We start from the raw sequence: 16,702 nt of genomic DNA, 5'->3' as shown, positions 1-16,702 counted from the left end.
CGGTGCCGTGCTGGTCAGGACAGCTCGTGGCGCAGCGGCGTGAGCTGTTCGATGTCGTAGCGCTTCCGGAGTGCGTGGATCGCGGCAGGGTCCGGGGTGGCGCTCGTGTCGAGCAGTTCGAGGAGCTCCTCGAAGTACCGCTCGTGGTCGGGCGGCGGGGAGGCCTGGAAGAACATCCGGGCCGGTTCGCCGGTGGGGTTCGCGAAGGCGTGCGGACAACCGGGCGGAACCACGATGACGGTTCCGGGCGTGGCACGGACGACCTGGCGTCCGTCGAGCGACTCCCAGTGTCTCCAGTCGTCCCCGGAACGGACGCGCGGCTCGAAGGCCATGACGTCGAGTTCACCCTCCAGGACGTAGAAAAGCTCCTCGCTGCGGGTGTGCAGGTGCGCCCCGACGTCGAACCCGGGCGGTACGACGACCTCGAAGCTGGAGGCCACCGTGGAGTGCTCCCCGGTGACCTTGAACGTGACCTGCTGGGCCTCGGTGTGCAGCTTGCGGCCGTGACCCGGTGGCACGAGCAGCCCGTCGCGGGCGACGTGCGCGGTCATGACCAGGTCACGGGCAGACCTTCGGGCCCGCGGATGAGGGCCCCGGGCCGCCAGCGCAGCTCGCCGACGGGGACGCTGAAGCGCACGTCCGGGAAGCGGTCGAGCAGGGCGTCCACCATCAGCTCGGATTCGAGGCGGGCCAGCATGTTCCCGGGACAGAAGTGCGGTCCGTACCCGAAGGAGACGTGCGGGTTGGGGCTGCGCTCCAGGTGGAGCTCCTCGGGATCGGGGAAGACCTCCGGGTCGCGGTTGGCCGCGAGGTACGAGACGTAGATCGCCTCGCCCTTCCGGATGAGCTGGCCCGCCACGGCGACGTCCTCCAGGGCGATCCTCGAGAGCCCGACCGCGTTGCGGTGCGGGATGTAGCGCAGCAGCTCGTTGATGGCCGAGGGCCGCAGGCCGGGCTCGCTGCGCATCCGGTCCATCAGGTCCGGCCGGGTGAGCAGGATGTAGACCATGTTGCCCACGTTGTTGGTGACGGCCTCGCCCCCGATCTGGATGAGCAGGGCGATGCCGGTCGCCTCCTCCGCGGTGACCTCGCCGGCCTCGACGGCCTTGACGAGGAGCCCGATGACGCTGTCGCCGCCGGCCACTTCCCCGGAGCGCATGCGCCCGCCCAGGTAGGCGCACATGTCGTTCTTCGCCTGCTCGCTGCGTTCGGCGCCCTGGGCGGAGGAGAGGATCAGCGTGGTCCATTCGTGGACCATGGGCCGGTCTTCCTCCGGGACGCCCATCAGCTCGCACACGACGGCGAGCGGGAAGGGCGCCAGCAGGCGCTCGGTCAGGTCCGCGGGCGGGCCGTCGCGCAGGATCCCGTCGACGAGGGCGTCGAGCATCTCCTTCGCGCGGGTGCGCAGGCGCTCCACCCCGGGGGTGGTGAAGGCCGCGGCGACGGTCCGCCGCAGCCGGGTGTGGTCGGGCGGGTCCTCGAACCCGACCGCGCCCGGCGCGGGGATGAAGTGCGGGGCCAGCCGGGTGACATCGTGTTCCGCGACCAGCTTGCGGCTGAACCGGGGATCGTTGGCCACCATGCGCACGTCGTCGTACCGGCAGACGAGCCAGGCCCACCCGCTTCCGTTGGGCATGCGGATCCGGGTGATCGGACCCGCCCGCATCAGCTCGGCGAGGACGGGGTCGAAGTCGACCCCGTCCAGTGCCGGGGTGGGCCAGTGCGTGATGGGTGGCCTTGCGGTTGCGGGGCCGTCCTTCAGCATTGTTCGGATTCCTCCCTCACCCGGTCCCTCGATCCGAGGTCCAGCTGCCCAGTGAGATCTCTGCGGTGATGCCGGGGCCGAAGCCAGCCAGCAGGCCCCGCGCGGCGTCAGCGGTGCCGTTCTCGTCGAACAGTCGGCGCAGTGCGTCCAGGACGACGGCGCTGGCGATGTTGCCGTACTCGGTCAGTGTGGCCCGACTGAAGCGGAATGCCTCGGGTGCCACACCGAGGTACTTGCTGAGGTCGTCCAGGATGCGCGGCCCGCCTGCGTGGATGATGTAGAAATCCAGTGCGGCGGCGTCCCACCCATGGAGCTTGGCCAGGTCCTTGAGGGACGGCGCGAGCGGTTCCATGGTCCCCGGGACCCGCCGGTCGAGCTTGAAGTGGAACCCGGTGGACTTGACGTCGTACATGATCCAGTCCTCCGTCTGGGGGATGATGTACGAGCTGTTGCGGTGCAGTTCCATGCCGGTTCCGCCCCTGCCGCGGACAACGGCCGCGCCCACTCCGTCGCCGAACAGGCCGTTGGAGAGCAGGTTGCCGACCTCCAGGTCGCTGGGCTGGTAGCAGAGCGAGCAGAACTCGCAGGACACGATCAGCGCGTTCGCCTCGGGGTAGGCGGTGCAGAAGTCGTGGGCCCGGTTGACCGCCGCACCGCCCGCCGCGCAGCCCAGCTGGGCGATGGGGAGCTGCTTGGTGTCCGTCCGGAAGCCCATCGAGTTGATCATCCACGCGGTCAGCGAGGGCATCATGAAGCCCGTGCACGACACGTAGATGATCATGTCGATGTCCTGGGCGCGCAGCTGCGCGTCCTCCAGCGCCTGCCGCACCACAGCGGGGACCCGCGCCTTGGCCTCGGTCTCGTACACGGCGTTGCGCGATTCGAAACCGGGGTGCTTGAGGGTCTCCTCGATGGGGCGCACGATGTGCCGCTTCGCGACGCCGGTGTTGCGGATCAGGCGCAGCGCGAGGTCGAGCTGCGGATGGTCCGCGTGCACGGACCGGCACAGATCGAGGGTCTGCTCCATCGTGATCACGTGCTCGGGCACGCACACCGTTGGCCTGCACAGAGTCGCCATGGGTGGCTCTCCTTTCGTGTCTGACACAGCCTCATCGACCTGCGCCGGAAGCGCGCGCGGGACTACGGCGTTGGTGACATGAGCCAATCCGGTGACGCTGCGCCGTGGAGGCAGCGGAGCGTGTGACGACAGGGAAGGGATGGCTGTGCCGATTTCCCGCGGAATCGCGCCTTGGGGGGTGACATCCACGCAGGGAGATGAACCATGACGTCAGACCCGCAAACCGCCCTCAGGCCGGACCCGGAGATGGACCCGGAGAGGGCCCCGGAGCTGGACCCGGCCACGGGCGAACCGGTGCACTGCTGGAACCTGGACGACTTCGAGGCGCTGGACTTCGACCCGTTCCTGCACGACCGCCTGCGGGACAAACGGGCCACCCGGATCCGGCTGCCGTTCGGCCAGGGCACCGCCTGGCTGATGGCGCGCTACGCCGATGTGAAGGCGGCGACCACCGACCCGCGCTTCAGCCGCTCCGAGCTGGTCGGCCGGACGATCACCGCCTCCTCCCCGCACGCGATCGCCTCGCAGCAGGCGTCGATGAACTACGCCGATCCGCCGCGCCTGAACGACATGCGCCGCGTGGTCGCCCGGGCGTTCACCGGCAAGAGCATGCAGAAGCTTCGGCCGACCGTGCAGCAGACGGCCGACGGCCTGCTGGACGAGATGGAGCGGCACGGCTCGCCGGCGGACCTCGTCGAGCACCTGCACGGCCCGTTCCCGCTCGCGGCCGTCGCCGACCTGCTGGGGATGCCCCAGGACATGCGCAAGGACATGACCTCCTGGGCGAACGTGATCATGACCCCGGGCCCGGCCCCCGACAAGAGCACCGACGCCCTGAAGACGGTGCGCGAATGCGTGGTCGCCCTGCTCGCCATGCGGCGGGAGAAGCAGAGCGACGACCTCGCCGGAGTCCTCGCCGGGGCCGCCGACGCCGGTGAGATCACCGAGCCGGAGGCGGTCTCCATCGCCACCGCGATCCTCGTGAGCGGTGCGCACGCCGTCCGCAACAACAGCGCGAACATGGTGTACGCCCTGCTCACCCATCCGGAGCACCACGAACGGCTGCGCAGGGAGCCCGAGATGATCCCCCAGGCCGTCGACGAGCTGCTGCGGTTCATCCCGCACCGCAGCGGGGTCGGCCTGCCGCGGATCGCCACGCGGGACGTGGACATCGCCGGCGTCACGGTCAAGGCCGGGGACACGGTGTACTCCTCGTACCTCGCGGCCAACCGCGATCCCGAGGTCTTCCCGAACCCGGACGCGCTGGACTTCGACCGCGGGCCCATCGCCCACATGGCCTTCGGGAACGGGCCCCACCACTGCGTCGGCTCGATGCTGGCCCGTATGGAGTCCGAGATCATCATCACCACGCTGATCGAACGCTATCCGCGCCTGGCCCTGGCCGTGCCGCCCGAGCAGCTCGAATGGCAGTCCGGGGCGCTGATCCGGGGGCCCAAGACCCTGCCGGTGACCTGGTGATACGCCGGCACCGGATCAGGGTGGTCCGGGGCACCCCCGACCACATAGAACTGGCGGCCCTCACGGCCGCCCTGCTCATGCTGGCGCGCACGGCCGCCGTGCCGTGCGCGCCCCGCTCCACCCGGCGCCACCGGGCCCACTGGGACCGGAACCTGAGGTCGGTGGTGCACTGTCCCGCCCACTCCTGGCGCTCACGCCCGCCCGCCGGGTTCGTCCAGGAGCTGTAGCCCGGACGGCCCCCGGGCGTCAGGCGCGGCCCGGCTGCGTGGCGGCCGGGCCCGTCGGGGCCGCCGAGGGGCTCGGGGCCGCGGGGGTCTGCGAGGCCTGCGGTTCGCAGGTGACCTCGTCGCGCGGGGTGTAGTGCGTCTTGTACGTCTCCCGCTTGACCTCCTTCCCGCCCTGGACGAAGACGCGGTCGACGGCCACGTCGAAGCCCTCCAGGGGGGTCTGTACCTCGCAGGTCGGACCGGAGCCCGTGCGCTTGGCCGGCGGGGTGGTGTTCGTCCGCGGGCCCTGGGTCGCGCGTATCTCCTCGTACTTCTTCGTGCCGAGCAGGCTGATGGTCACCGAGGTGTCGGTGGACTCGGCCTTCACGTAGATCGCGTGGCCGGAGTCGTTCCTCCAGCGCAGGTCGAGGGTGCCCCAGGCGACGGTGGCCTCGCGGCCCTCGGGGTAGCGCTCGATATAGAACGAGTGGGCCCCGTGCTCCACCGGGTGGACGCCCGCGAAGAACATGGCGTTGTACATGGTCGTCGCGACCGCCGAGACACCGCCGCCGGGGGACTTCACGAACTGGCCGTCGTTGATCATGATGCCGTCGACGAAGCCGTTCTCCTTGGTCCGCTCGCCGACCGTCTTGTTGAAGCTCCACGTCTCGCCCGGCAGCACGACGGAGCCGTTGATCAGCTCGACGGCCCGCCCGATGTTGGTGGTGCGGTACGGCGCGGCCGGGAACTTGACCGTGAACGAGGACATCTGCTCCTTGACGCCGAGGCTCTGGGCGTTCTCGGCGGTCAGGCGCGGGTGGACCGTCGTCACGGCGACCTCTCCCGTACGGGCGGCGCCGGTGCGCGTCAGCAGCGGGACGACGGCGTCGGCGAAGGCCTTCTCGGTGACCTGCACCCCGGTGCGCCCGTCCCGGGCGACGACTGCGCGGCCGGCGGAGTCCACGCTGAAGGTGGCCCCGCGGGAGGGGCTGGTGGCCGCTGCGACCTGCCGGGCGACCGCGGGCTCGGCCAGCAGCCCCTTGGCGTCGAGCTTGGGGACGAGCCGGCCCTGCGCGTCGGGCGAGACCGACAGGTGCCGGCCGAGCACGGCGGGGGTGAGGGTGACCGTCTTTCCGGCCACCTTGAGCGTGACCGGGCCGGACATCGCGGGCTGCGCGAACTCCTTCAGGGCCCGCGCGGTCTCCTGCTGCCCCACGGCGGGCGGCTTCTGCTCCACGGGGAGGGCGACCGGCCCGCCCTGCGGGCGCAGGTAGGCGGCGCGTACGGTGTCGGCCGCCTGGTCGGCCCGTACGGCGACACCGGTGACGGGGGCGGTGGCCCGGGCCGTGCCCCCCTCGAACGTGATGTGGCCGTCGCGGGCCTCCCGGCCGGCGGCGGTGATCCGGTCGACCTCGGCGGTGCTCGTCGGGCCGTCCGTACGGACCACGGGCTCCACGTCCCGGTTCTCGGCCGGGGTGAGCAGGCGGCCGATCACGGTGAAGGGGTCGGCTCCGGCCTTCGCGGCGCGGTCGACGGTGGCGGCGGTGTCCAGCGACAGCCCGAAGGCGGCGGGGGCGGCCTTCTCGGCGAGGTCGCCGATCCGCAGCTCGATCGGGGCGGCCGCGGCGGGGCCGAGAGCGCGGTCGAGCGCGGTCTTGGCCTCCGTACGGCTCATGCCGCCGATGTCGACGCCCCGTACGTGGGTGCCGTCGGCGATGGCGTCGCCCGCCACCGCCAGACCGGTGAGATAGAGGCCGCCGAAGCCGAGGACGGCGGCTCCGCCGACGAGGGGCAGGGCTGTCCGCCGGTTGATCGTCGGGCGGTGTACGCGTCGCATGTCTCTCGTCTCTCCCGGTGCCGGTGGCGCTGGTGGGTCGGTGTGGACCGGGAACCAGCATTCACCAATTCGGACTAAACGGGACCAAAATGTGCCAGGTCTCACGAGGCGGGACGGGCGGAGGTCCCACCGGTACGGATCGGCGAAAGTAAGGCCACTTGGTTCGGATTGGCCCTGTTGGGCCAGTCAGGGGATGCCACACGGTAAGACCTGTCGGTCTTTGGCTCCCCCGAAAGGCTCCACCGGTGTCCCTCGCCCCCGTCCGCCCCGCGCGGCGTCTGCCCCGCCGGCTCCTGCAGCTCTACGTCGGGCTCGCGCTCTACGGCGCGAGCTCGGCGTTCCTGGTCCGCGCCGGGCTGGGGCTGGACCCGTGGGACGTCTTCCACCAGGGGCTCGCCGAGCGCACCGGGTGGAGCATCGGCACGGTCTCGGTGGCCGTCGGGGCGCTGGTCCTGCTGCTGTGGGTGCCGCTGCGGCAGCGGCCCGGGCTCGGGACCGTCTCCAACGTGTTCGCCGTCGGCCTGACCATGGACGCCACCCTCGCGGTGCTGCCGGACGTGCACGGCACGGTCGCCCAGGCCGCACTGCTGACCGCGGGCATCGTCCTCAACGGGGTCGCGACCGGCCTGTACATCGCCGCGTGCTTCGGGCCCGGCCCTCGCGACGGCCTCATGACCGGGCTGCACCGGCGGACCGGGCGCTCGCTGCGGCTGGTCCGTACCGGGATCGAGCTGACGGTCCTGGCGGCCGGAGTCCTGCTGGGCGGCACGGCCGGCCTGGGCACGGTGGCGTACGCCCTGGCCATCGGCCCGCTCTCGCAGCTCTTCCTCCGCGTCTTCGCGCTGCCTGCCGTGGCCGGGAGCGCGCCCGTGGCCGGGAGCGCGCCCGTGGCCGGGAGCGCGTCGGGCCGTGCGGACCACGAGGCGGGCACGCAGACCCCGGCCCCGGCCCCGGCCCGACGCTGACGGTCTCCTCCGGGCTCACCCGACCTGGCGTCGGACCAGTTCGTGGAACGGGCCCGCCGGATCGGCGAGCAGGTCGGCGGGCGGGCCCTGCTGGGCGATCCGGCCGTCCGCCATGACGATCACCCGGTCGGCGTCCATGACGGTGGACAGCCGGTGGGCGATCACGATCCGGGTGGCGCGCAGGGCGCGGGTGGATTCGATGACCACCCGCTGGGCCTCGTTGTCCAGCGCGCTGGTGGCCTCGTCCAGGAAGAGGATGCGCGGCTTGCCGATGAGGGCCTGGGCGATCATCAGCCGCTGGCGCTGGCCGCCCGAGACGGTGCCGCCACCGTCGGACAGCACGGTGTGCAGGCCCATCGGCATGGCCTTGATGTCCTCGGCGAGGCCCGCCAGCGCGGCTGCCTCCGCCGCCTCTTCGAGGGAGTACGCACCGGAGCCGCGGATGCAGTCGAGGATCGACCCGGAGAACGGCTGCGCGTTCTGGAGGACGACCCCGCACTGGCGGCGTACGGCCGCCTGGTCGAGCGCGGCCAGGTCCTGGCCGTCGTACCGCACGCTGCCCGAGGTCGGCCGGTCGAAGCCGATGAGCATGCGCAGCAGGGTCGACTTGCCGCAGCCGCTGGCCCCGACGACCGCGACGAACTCCCCCGGCCGCACCTCGAACGACACGTCGTCCAGGACGAGCGGGCCGTCGTCGGCGTACCGGTACGAGAGGTTCTGCACCTCGACGGCGCCGCTGAGCCGGCCCGGCCGGATTCCGGCGGAACGTACCTCCGGGGCCGCCTGGAGGAGCGGCTTGACCTGCTCGAACATCGGCTGGACGGCGGCCGCCGAGAGCAGGGCGCCGGTCAGCTGGGTGGCGGAGGACAGCATCATCGTCACCGCGGTGCTGAAGGTGAGGAATTCCGCCGCGGACATGCTGCCCCGGGCCGGTCCGGCCAGCAGCATGAACATCACGAGCGTGCAGAGCGGCAGGTAGACCGCGTTGAGCACGGTGAGGACGTTCTTGATCCGGCCGATGCGCTGGTGCAGCTCGCGGGTACGGGCGAACTCCCGTGCCCAGGCGGCGTACGCGAAGCTCTCGGCCGCGGCCACGCGCAGCTTGGGCAGTCCGCGCAGGGTCTGGAACGCCTGGTTGTCGAGCTTGTTGCCGAGCCGGATCAGCTGCCGCTGGTAGCGGAGCTGCCAGAGCCCCAGGCCGAGGAAGACGACGGCCACGCCCACCAGCATGGCGAGCGCCGCCAGCGCCAGCGGCACGCTGTAGACGAGCAGCAGCACGAGGTTCATCGCGCCGACGGTGCCGGCCTGCAGCGACACCGGGACGATGCCGGACAGCACGCTGCGGATGGAGCTGATGCCCATGGCCGCGGCGGCGAGCTCCCCGGTGGAGCGGCCGGCGAAGAAGGTCACCGGCAGGCGCAGCAGCCGGTCCCAGACGGCCGGTTGCAAGGTGGCCTCGATACGGCCTTCCATCCGCAGGACGGAGACGTTCTGGAACAGCATGAGGGCGGCCGAGACCACGCTGGTCGCGATGAGCGCCAGCGCGGTCTGCACGATGAGGCTGTCCTCGGCGTGCGGTACGTACGTGCCGAGCACCCGGCCGGTGGCGACGGGGACGAGCGCGCCGAGGCCGACGGCTCCGAGCCCGCCCAGGACCAGGCTGCGCAGGTCCTGGCCGCTGCCGCGCACGCTGAACCGCATCAGGTGCAGCATGCCCGGCTTCCGGTCAGGGAGCGGGCGGTAGAACATCACGGCGTGCGGTGCGAAGGCGGCCGCGTTGCCCTGGCGGATGCGTTCGCGGACGCCTGTGGCCGGGTCGACGGCCTCGTACCGGCCGCGCCGCCAGAGCAGTGCGACGGGTGCGCCGTCGTCGGCGCGCCGGCCGACCAGCGGGCCGCCGTACTCCCGCCACCAGCGGCCGGCGAGCTTGACGGGTCGGGTGCGGATGCGGGAGGCGAGGGCGATGCGTTCGACCGGGTCCGTCCGCACGGAGGCGGCGGAGTCGGGGGCGGCGTCCGCGCCCGTGGGCTCGGTGAGGGCGATGCCGGCCGCTGCGGCCACCAGACGGCACGCGGCGAAGGTCGCGTCGTCGCCGGCGGCGCGGCGGCCGCCCCGGCCGGGGCGGCCGATGGAGGCGAGCAGGGCGCGGTCCGCCTGGGTACGGGCGGCCTCTCCGGCCTCGATGCCGGCCGCGGTGCGGTCCGCGTGGGCGCGTTCGTCCTCCTCGATGCGGCGGTCCAGGGCGGAGAGCAGCCGGTACTGCTGGTCGACCATGCCCTGCCACAGGGCTTCGTCGACGAGGAGGGTGCCGGCCGTGCCCGCGCCCTCGTACGACTCGTACGACTCGTACACGGCGCCGTACTGCACGCTCCCCGGCGGGATCTGCATCCACAGGATGTCCTCGTCGGCCCCGCCGCTGCCGGCGGTGTCGGCGCCGCCCTCCAGCGGCGCCTGGTACAGCACGCGCAGCCCGCGGCCGATGCCGCGGGCGAAGGCGTCCTCCAGGGGGCTGGACGCCGCCTGCCACGGGTCGCCGTACGCGCCGTGCCCGCCGTACTCGCCGTACTCGCCGTAGGCGCTGTACTCGCCGTGTCCGCCCCAGGCTCCGCCGGGCGCGGGCCGGTGCAGCTCGCGCAGCTCGATGCGGCGCAGTACGCAGCCTTGCAGCGGGCGCCCGGTCAGCGTGTGCGCGGGCCCTTCGGCCGGGCCGAGGAGCAGCGCGCCCGACTCCAGCCGGCCGAGGAAGTGCCAGTGGCCCGCCTGCGCGGCGTCGACGGCGAACAGGTCCAGCTCGCCCTGGACGACGAGCCACAATACGAGCGGCCCCTCCAGGGACAGGCTGCGCAGGCCCGTGCAGTCGACGGCCGAGCCCAGCCCGCCGAGGGCCGCGACGACGGGATCCGACACGAGGTGGGGCTGAGGGGCCTGTTGCGGGGTCGCCACGTCAGTGCTCCCTGACCAGTGCCGCGTACGCGCCGCGCGCGGCGAGCAGTTGCTCGTGCCGGCCGCGCTCCACGACCGTGCCCCGGTCGAGGACGACGATCTCGTCACTGTCGCGGACGGTGCTCAGCCGGTGGGCGATCACCACGCAGGCGCAGCCGCGGCGCCGCAGGTTGTCGATGACGATCCGCTCGGTCGCCGCGTCGAGGGCGCTGGTCACCTCGTCCAGGATCATGACGCTGGGGCGGCGCACCAGGGCGCGGGCGATCTCCAGGCGCTGGCGCTGGCCGCCGGAGAAATTGCGCCCGTCCTGCTCGACGCGGCCGTGGATGCCGCCGGCCCGGCGCGCCACCACCTCGTACACGGCGGCGTCCTGGAGGGCGGCGACGACGGCCTCGTCCGGGATGGAGGGGTCCCACAGTGCGACGTTGTCGCGGACGGTGCCCTCGAAGAGGAAGACGTCCTGGTCCACGAAGGAGACGGAGGCGGCCAGCGCGCCGCGCGGGATGTCCTCCAGCCGCATCCCGTCGATGCGGATGGCTCCCTGCCACGGGGTGTAGAGGCCGGAAATCAGCCGGGAGACGGTGGACTTGCCGCTCCCGGAGCCGCCGACGAGCGCGATCTGCTGTCCGGGGCCGACCGCGAGCGAGACGTCCTTCAGCAGGGGGGCGTCCAGCGGGCTGTAGCCGAAGGTGATGCCGTCCAGCACCAGGTGGCCCTTGAGGCGGCGGGCGGCGGCGGGGCTCTCGCCGCGCGCGTGCCGCACGTACAGCGGGTCGACGGGGAAGTCCTCGACGTCCTTGAGGCGGGCGACGTCGGCGGCGAAGTCCTGGATCCGTCCGGCCACGCCGCCCAGGCGGGTGATCGGTGCGGTGAAGCTGGTCACGAGGGCCTGGAAGGCGACCAGCAGGCCGACCGTGAGGTGCCCCTCCACCGCACGCAGGCCGCCGATCATCAGGATCAGTGCGCTGTTGAGCGCCGCGAGCGTGGGCGCGACGACGGCCAGCCAGGCGCTGGGGACGCCGAGCCGCTGCTGCACGTCGAGGGTGACGGCGTGCTGGCCGGCCCAGCGGCGGAAGAAGGCGTTCTCCCCGCCGGTGGCCTTCATCGTCTCGATGAGCTGGAGGCCGCTGTACGAGGTGTTGGTGAGCCGGGCGCTCTCGGCGCGCAGCTTCTGCGTGCCGGTGGCCCTCAGCCGCACCACGATCCGCAGGGCCACGAGGTTGAGCAGGGCGATGAGCACCCCGACGGCGGTGAGTTGCGGATCGTACGTCCACAGCAGGACCGCGTAGAGCACGACGACCACGGCGTCCACGCCTGCGGCGGCCAGGTCCCGGGCGAGGGTCTCGGCGACCGCGTCGTTGGACTGGAGGCGCTGGACGAGGTCGGCCGGGTTGCGCTGGGTGAAGAAGGCGACCGGGAGTCGGAGCAGGTGGCGCAGGAAGCGGGCGCTGCCGAGCGTGGAGGAGATGACGCGTCCGCGCAGCAGATTGGCCTGCTGCAGCCAGGTGAGTACGGCCGTGAGCACCAGGGCCCCCGCCATCGCCGCGAACAGCACGCCCAGCAGGGAGGTCTGCTCGCCGATGAGGAACATGTCGATGTACGTACGGCTCAGCGCGGGCACGGCAGCGCCGACGGCCACCAGCAGGAGGCTGGCGAGCACGGCGGCGAGCATGGTGCCCGAGGTGCCGCGCAGACGGGCCGGCAGGGCGCTCATGGCGCCTTGCCTGCGGCCGGTGCGGCGGAAGCGGGGGCCGGGTTCGAAGACGAGCGCGATGCCGGTGAAGGCCGTGTCGAACTCCTCCATGGGGACGAACCGCCGCCCCTTCGCGGGGTCGTTGAGGTAGGCGCCCCGGCGGCCGAGGCGCCGGCCCGTGCCCTCGTAGACGACGTAGTGGTTGAACTCCCAGAAGAGGATGGCCGGCGGGTCGAGCCGGGCGAGTGCGGCCAGGTCCATCTGCATGCCCTTGGCGGTCAGCCCGTGGCCGCGGGCGGCCTTGAGCAGGTTCCCGGCGCGGGAGCCGTCCCGCGAGACGCCGCAGGCGATGCGCAGCTCTTCGAGGGGTACGAAACGGCCGTGGTGGCCGAGCACCATGGCCAGCGCGGCGGCCCCGCACTCCACCGCCTCCATCTGGAGCACGGTGGGGGTGCGTACGGGCCGCGGCGGGCGGCGCGGTCGGCCGCGGGAGGGGGCTCGGCGGGCCTGCGGCACGGTGGTCACGGGAGCAGCCAATCGACGGGGCGCTGTGCGGGGAGGTGGACGGCTCCGGTGACCGGCGTCGTGGAGTCGAGGGGGTACGGGGGCCCGTCGGCGGTGGACCACCGGTAGCCGGAGGTGGTCGCGGAGGAACGTTCGAGCTGTACGAGCACCGCGACGGGATTGCCCTGGCGGGCGAACTGGGCGGCGAGGCGCGCGTCGCCGAGGAAGCCGGCGATCTGCTCCTGCGTCTGGGGCGTACGCCCGACTTCCTTGATGCGGCCGCGCAATGCGCCGAACTGCTGCCGGGGGGCGGACTGGACGTCCAGGTCGACTGCGGCTCCGGCGCGGAGCTCCGCACCGCCGGCGCCGCCGGACACGTAGAGCACGGCGACCAGCGGGTCGTCCGCGCCGCTGACGCGCTCCAGGACGGCAAGGTCCGCACCGGTCGTCACGACGGCACCGGTCTTGGCGGCCAGGCTCGTCACCCGCCCCCCGGCCACGACGCGCACGGTCCGGTCGCCCTGCTCGGTGGCGAGCTGGAGCAGGGGCGTGCCGGGGGTGAGCGCCTGGCCCTCCTTGGCGAGCACGGCGGTGACCTGTCCCGAGTACGGGCTCTGGAGCAGATAACTGCCTTGCGCGCGCGTGAGGATGCCCGGGGCGCTCAGCTTGGAGGAAACGGATCCGGTGAATGCCCAGAAACTCGCTGCGGCCATGACGAGTGCGGTGACGGCGAGAACGAATCGCCCCTGCGGGCGCGCGAACCGTACGGGCAGATCGAGTTCTTCGGGCGATTGCAGCCTGGAGAGCGCCTTTTGACGGAACTGCACGACCAGCGACCTGTCCTTCGAATGCATTTCACGACACGGGCACGCGCACGGGCGATCGCACGGGCACGGCCATGGGCACCGGTGAACCCCGGAACGCGTACGTCCCGGGGTTCACGCGCCCTGATGTACCGGCTCGGCTCAGAGGCCGGCGACACCGGCGCGAACGCCGACGATGCCCTCGACCTGGCCGGGCAGGGCCTGCACGCCCTGGACCGTCTGGAGCGAGGTCACCGTGTTCAGGACGTGGAACACATCGCCGGTCACACCGCCGAGCAGCCCACCGGAGATGCTGACACCGCCGGAAACCGCGTCCAGTTCGTCGTCGGCGATCTCACGGGTCTCGATGTCGTTACGCATGATGTGCGCACCCTTCAGTCGTCTGATTGTTTCTCACATGGCGCGGCCGTTCCCCGACAAGGCGGTTCCGACCACTTCCGAGGCCAGATGTAAGCACGCGAACAGCTGACCGGGCGAACCGTGTTGACCTCCCCGTTCAAGCGATATGGCCATTCACCCGAGGGGCTTTCCGATTGATTCGGCGTATCGCCACGGGTTCTCCACAAGATCGCGTAACAAAGAAGGGCGGTACGTGACCCCCGATGCCCAAACCGGTCCGAATCCACCCATCTTTCCGCTTGCTCCGGGGAGGAATGTAATGGGAGGCACCCCCTCCACTTTCACCGAGTGAAGATTTTCGTCAGCGACACGGCGTGACACCCCGACAACGCTCCGCACTGGAACCGGGGTCCCGGCGCCCCGCGCGCCGAACTCCGCGGCGACGCTCGTGGTGGATGGCGGGCGCGTCAGCAGCAGGGCCACCGCGGGTCCGTCCCCAACGGCCCTCGGCCGCCCGCCGCCTGAACGGCCGACAGGTCGGGATCGAGATCAGTCCGTGTCGAGGCCGTCGACCAGGCGGTTCAGGAACCGGGTGAAGGTGGCGTCAGGGGTGAGGGGGCGCCCGGGGGTGGAGAGGGCTTCGGCGAGTTCCGGGTGTCGGCCGTCCGCGGCGACGGCGGCGAGGTAGCGGGCTTCGGCTGCGGCCCGGTCCGGGGACTGCGTCAGCGCGGCCTGCGCGAACTCGTGCGCGACGTGCCCGGCCACGAACGACGTGAGCTGGGCGAAGACCTCCAGCTTCGCCGCGCCGTCCAGTCCGGCGGGCCGCAGGGCGGCGAGTGCGCGTTCCAGGAAGGCGAGGGTGTGGGGCCCGGGGACGCGGCGGGTGGTCAGGGCCGCGGGGAGCCAGGGGTGCCGCAGCATGTGCGCGCGCTGGAGGTGCGCGATGGTCTTCAGGTCGGCGCGCCAGTCGCCGGTGAGCGGGTACGCGGTCGGCAGTTCGCCGCTGACGTGGTCGACCATCAGGTTCAGCAGCGCCTCCTTGTCGGGGGCGTAGCTGTAGAGCGACATGACGCCGGCTCCGACCTGCGCGGCGACCTTCCGCATGGTGACCGCTTCGATCCCCTCCGCGTCCGCCAGCGCGACGGCGGCCGCGGTGATCGCCTCTCGGCTGTAGGCGGGCTTGCGGCCCCTTCGGGGCTGGTCAGGGCCCAGCCAGAGCTCCTGGGGGTCGACGCCCGGGGCACCGGCCCTTCCTTCGCGGGGCACGGTCCACGCTCCTCTCCTTGGCCGGCGGCCCTGTGCGGGCCAGTCAAGCATGCGGCTATTCTCGTACACTGTACGGAAATCAAGGAGGGGCACGATGACGTCACCCACGCACGGTCCTGTGTCGAGGCCGACCTGGGCACCGCCTGCCGGAAAACCGCCGCCGGCCGCACGGATGATGAGGGCGGCATGGCGCCGCCTCCCGGCCAAACGGCACGAGGCCGGGTGGGAGCCCGGGCTGGTGGTGCCGGCCGCCGACGGCAGCCCGCTGATCACGGACCACTACTTCCCGCGCGCCGAGGGCGACTTCCCCACCCTCCTGGTGCGCTCGCCGTACGGGCGGGGCCTGCCGTGGTCCCCCATGTACGGCCTGCTCTTCGCCGAACAGGGCTTCCACGTGGTCCTGCAGAGCTGCCGCGGCACCGGCGGTTCGGGCGGCGCGTTCGACCTGTGGCGCAACGAGGCCGCCGACGGGCGGGCCACGGTGTCCTGGCTCCGCGAACAGCCCTGGTTCAACGGGACGCTTGGAACCCTCGGCCCCAGTTACCTGGCCTACACCCAATGGGCCCTCGCCCAGGACCCGCCGCCGGAACTGAAGGCGATGGTGGCGCAGGTGAGCCTGCACGATCCCCACGCCCTGTTCCACCGGGGCGGTGCGCTGCACCTGGAAACCGCCCTCGCCGTCGGCGTGGGCATGACCTACCAGCACCAGGGCATGGGGGCGTTCGTCAAGGCGACGCTGCGCCTGCAGCGCCGGCTGCGCGACATCACCACCGCGAAGCCGCTGCGCCGGGCGCACGAGTCGGCCCTCGGGAGCGAAGTGCCGTGGCTGGACGAGGTGATGACACACCCGGACGCCGAGGACGCCTACTGGCACGGCGCATCGCTGGCACAGTCGGCGGAGCGGCTGCGCGTGCCCACGGCGCTGATCACCGGATGGCACGACGCGCTGGCCGACCAGACCCTGGAGCAGTACGACCGGCTGCGTGCGGCCGGCTGCGAGACCGCCCTGCTCGTCGGCCCCTGGACCCACACCTCAGCCCTGCAGCAGGGCTGGCCCGAAGTGTTCGCCGAGAGCCTCGCCTGGCTGCGCGCCCACCTCGACGGCGAGACCTCCGGGCTCCGTCCCACCAGGGTGCGGGTGCACGTGGGCGGCGAGAACGCCTGGCGGAACCTCGGCGACTGGCCTCCTGCCGCGGAGGTCGGCCCGTGGTTCCCGACCGCCCAGGGGCATCTCACCCGGCAGGCTCCCCCGGACTCCGCGCCCCTGGCCTCGTTCCGCCACGACCCGGAGGACCCGACCCCCTCCCTCGGGGGCGCCGTCCTGTCCCGTACCGCCGGTCCGCGCGACAACACCGCCCTGGAGGCCCGGGACGACGTCCTCACCTTCACCAGCCCGCCGCTGACCGAGCCCCTGGACGTCCTGGGACCGGTCTGGGCACGTCTGAGCATCTCAACGGACACCGGTCACGCCGACGTCTTCACCCGCCTGTGCGAGGTGGACGCCCAGGGCCGCTCCGTCAACATCTGCGACGGGCTGGGCCGCCTGCGGACGGACGGACGCGAGCCTTCGCAGATCATCGTGCCGATGAGCTCCACCGCCCACCGCTTCGCCGTCGGCCACCGCATACGCTGGCAGATCAGCGCGGGCCCCCACCCCCGCTACGCCCGCAACCCCGGCACCGGCGAGTCGCCGGTGGACGCCACCGCCTTCGCGCCGGTGCGCATCACGCTCCACGCGGACTCGGCCCTGATGCTCGCCGTGGACGCGCAGTCCGTGTCCTTCTGACCTGCCCTTCTGACCGT

At 72.3% G+C, this 16,702-nt stretch carries 13 protein-coding genes; 4 read left to right on the top strand and 9 right to left on the bottom strand.

Going from position 1 to position 16,702, the window contains the following annotated elements:
- Window positions 1-14: 14 nt before the first annotated feature.
- From ACIBAD_RS19055 to ACIBAD_RS19045, 3 genes are read right to left on the bottom strand one after another with little or no spacing between them, the layout of a single operon-like run.
- Window positions 15-551 carry a cupin domain-containing protein gene (locus ACIBAD_RS19055; protein ID WP_134069711.1) on the bottom strand — a complete coding sequence of 179 codons (537 nt, stop codon included), beginning with the start codon at window positions 549-551 and terminating at the stop codon, window positions 15-17.
- Window positions 548-1,765, bottom strand: a complete 1,218-nt coding sequence (locus tag ACIBAD_RS19050) for a cytochrome P450 (RefSeq protein WP_398907783.1) — start codon at window positions 1,763-1,765, stop codon at window positions 548-550. Before ACIBAD_RS19050 ends, ACIBAD_RS19055 begins: the two co-directional genes overlap by 4 nt.
- A gap of 16 nt (window positions 1,766-1,781) precedes the next feature.
- Window positions 1,782-2,843: a type III polyketide synthase gene (locus tag ACIBAD_RS19045; RefSeq protein ID WP_134069715.1), complete on the bottom strand. Its 1,062-nt coding sequence runs from the start codon at window positions 2,841-2,843 to the stop codon at window positions 1,782-1,784.
- A gap of 204 nt (window positions 2,844-3,047) precedes the next feature.
- On the opposite strand from ACIBAD_RS19045, the gene ACIBAD_RS19040 reads away from it, so the two are divergent.
- Together ACIBAD_RS19040 and ACIBAD_RS19035 are read left to right on the top strand one after the other, a co-directional pair.
- The gene (locus tag ACIBAD_RS19040) at window positions 3,048-4,322 is read left to right on the top strand and encodes a cytochrome P450 (protein ID WP_398907782.1); all 1,275 of its coding nucleotides are present in this window, start codon (window positions 3,048-3,050) and stop codon (window positions 4,320-4,322) included.
- Window positions 4,319-4,549: an acyl-CoA carboxylase epsilon subunit gene (locus ACIBAD_RS19035; RefSeq protein WP_398907781.1), complete on the top strand. Its 231-nt coding sequence runs from the start codon at window positions 4,319-4,321 to the stop codon at window positions 4,547-4,549. Before ACIBAD_RS19040 ends, ACIBAD_RS19035 begins: the two co-directional genes overlap by 4 nt.
- A gap of 19 nt (window positions 4,550-4,568) precedes the next feature.
- On the opposite strand, the gene ACIBAD_RS19030 is transcribed toward ACIBAD_RS19035, so the two are convergent.
- Window positions 4,569-6,365, bottom strand: coding sequence for a VanW family protein (locus tag ACIBAD_RS19030; RefSeq protein ID WP_398907780.1), 1,797 nt, complete (start codon window positions 6,363-6,365; stop codon window positions 4,569-4,571).
- A 245-nt stretch (window positions 6,366-6,610) separates the two neighbouring features.
- Between ACIBAD_RS19030 and ACIBAD_RS19025 the strand changes: the two genes are divergently transcribed.
- Window positions 6,611-7,330, top strand: coding sequence for a YitT family protein (locus tag ACIBAD_RS19025; protein ID WP_398907779.1), 720 nt, complete (start codon window positions 6,611-6,613; stop codon window positions 7,328-7,330).
- A 15-nt stretch (window positions 7,331-7,345) separates the two neighbouring features.
- Here the strand turns inward: ACIBAD_RS19025 and ACIBAD_RS19020 are convergent, their stop codons facing one another.
- The 5 genes from ACIBAD_RS19020 to ACIBAD_RS19000 all read right to left on the bottom strand — a co-directional run bounded on the left by ACIBAD_RS19020 (window position 7,346) and on the right by ACIBAD_RS19000 (window position 14,950).
- Window positions 7,346-10,273, bottom strand: a complete 2,928-nt coding sequence (locus ACIBAD_RS19020; protein WP_398907778.1) for an NHLP bacteriocin export ABC transporter permease/ATPase subunit — start codon at window positions 10,271-10,273, stop codon at window positions 7,346-7,348.
- A 1-nt stretch (window position 10,274) separates the two neighbouring features.
- A complete protein-coding gene (locus tag ACIBAD_RS19015) occupies window positions 10,275-12,401 on the bottom strand; it encodes an NHLP family bacteriocin export ABC transporter peptidase/permease/ATPase subunit (RefSeq protein WP_398907863.1) in 2,127 nt (708 codons plus the stop codon).
- Between the two features lie 86 nt (window positions 12,402-12,487).
- Entirely contained in the window at window positions 12,488-13,297 is an 810-nt protein-coding gene (locus ACIBAD_RS19010) for a hypothetical protein (protein WP_398907777.1), read from the bottom strand.
- A 138-nt stretch (window positions 13,298-13,435) separates the two neighbouring features.
- Window positions 13,436-13,654 carry a hypothetical protein gene (locus tag ACIBAD_RS19005; RefSeq protein WP_053689200.1) on the bottom strand — a complete coding sequence of 73 codons (219 nt, stop codon included), beginning with the start codon at window positions 13,652-13,654 and terminating at the stop codon, window positions 13,436-13,438.
- A gap of 528 nt (window positions 13,655-14,182) precedes the next feature.
- The gene (locus ACIBAD_RS19000) at window positions 14,183-14,950 is read right to left on the bottom strand and encodes a TetR/AcrR family transcriptional regulator C-terminal domain-containing protein (protein ID WP_398907776.1); all 768 of its coding nucleotides are present in this window, start codon (window positions 14,948-14,950) and stop codon (window positions 14,183-14,185) included.
- Window positions 14,951-14,993: 43 nt separating this feature from the next.
- Between ACIBAD_RS19000 and ACIBAD_RS18995 the strand changes: the two genes are divergently transcribed.
- Entirely contained in the window at window positions 14,994-16,685 is a 1,692-nt protein-coding gene (locus ACIBAD_RS18995) for a CocE/NonD family hydrolase (RefSeq protein ID WP_398907775.1), read from the top strand.
- Window positions 16,686-16,702 lie beyond the last annotated feature (17 nt).

The organism is Streptomyces sp. NPDC051109 (assembly GCF_044455885.1).
GTDB lineage: Bacteria > Actinomycetota > Actinomycetes > Streptomycetales > Streptomycetaceae > Streptomyces.
Note: the sequence above shows the minus strand (reverse complement) of the source record. Positions and strands in the feature narration are given on the sequence as shown.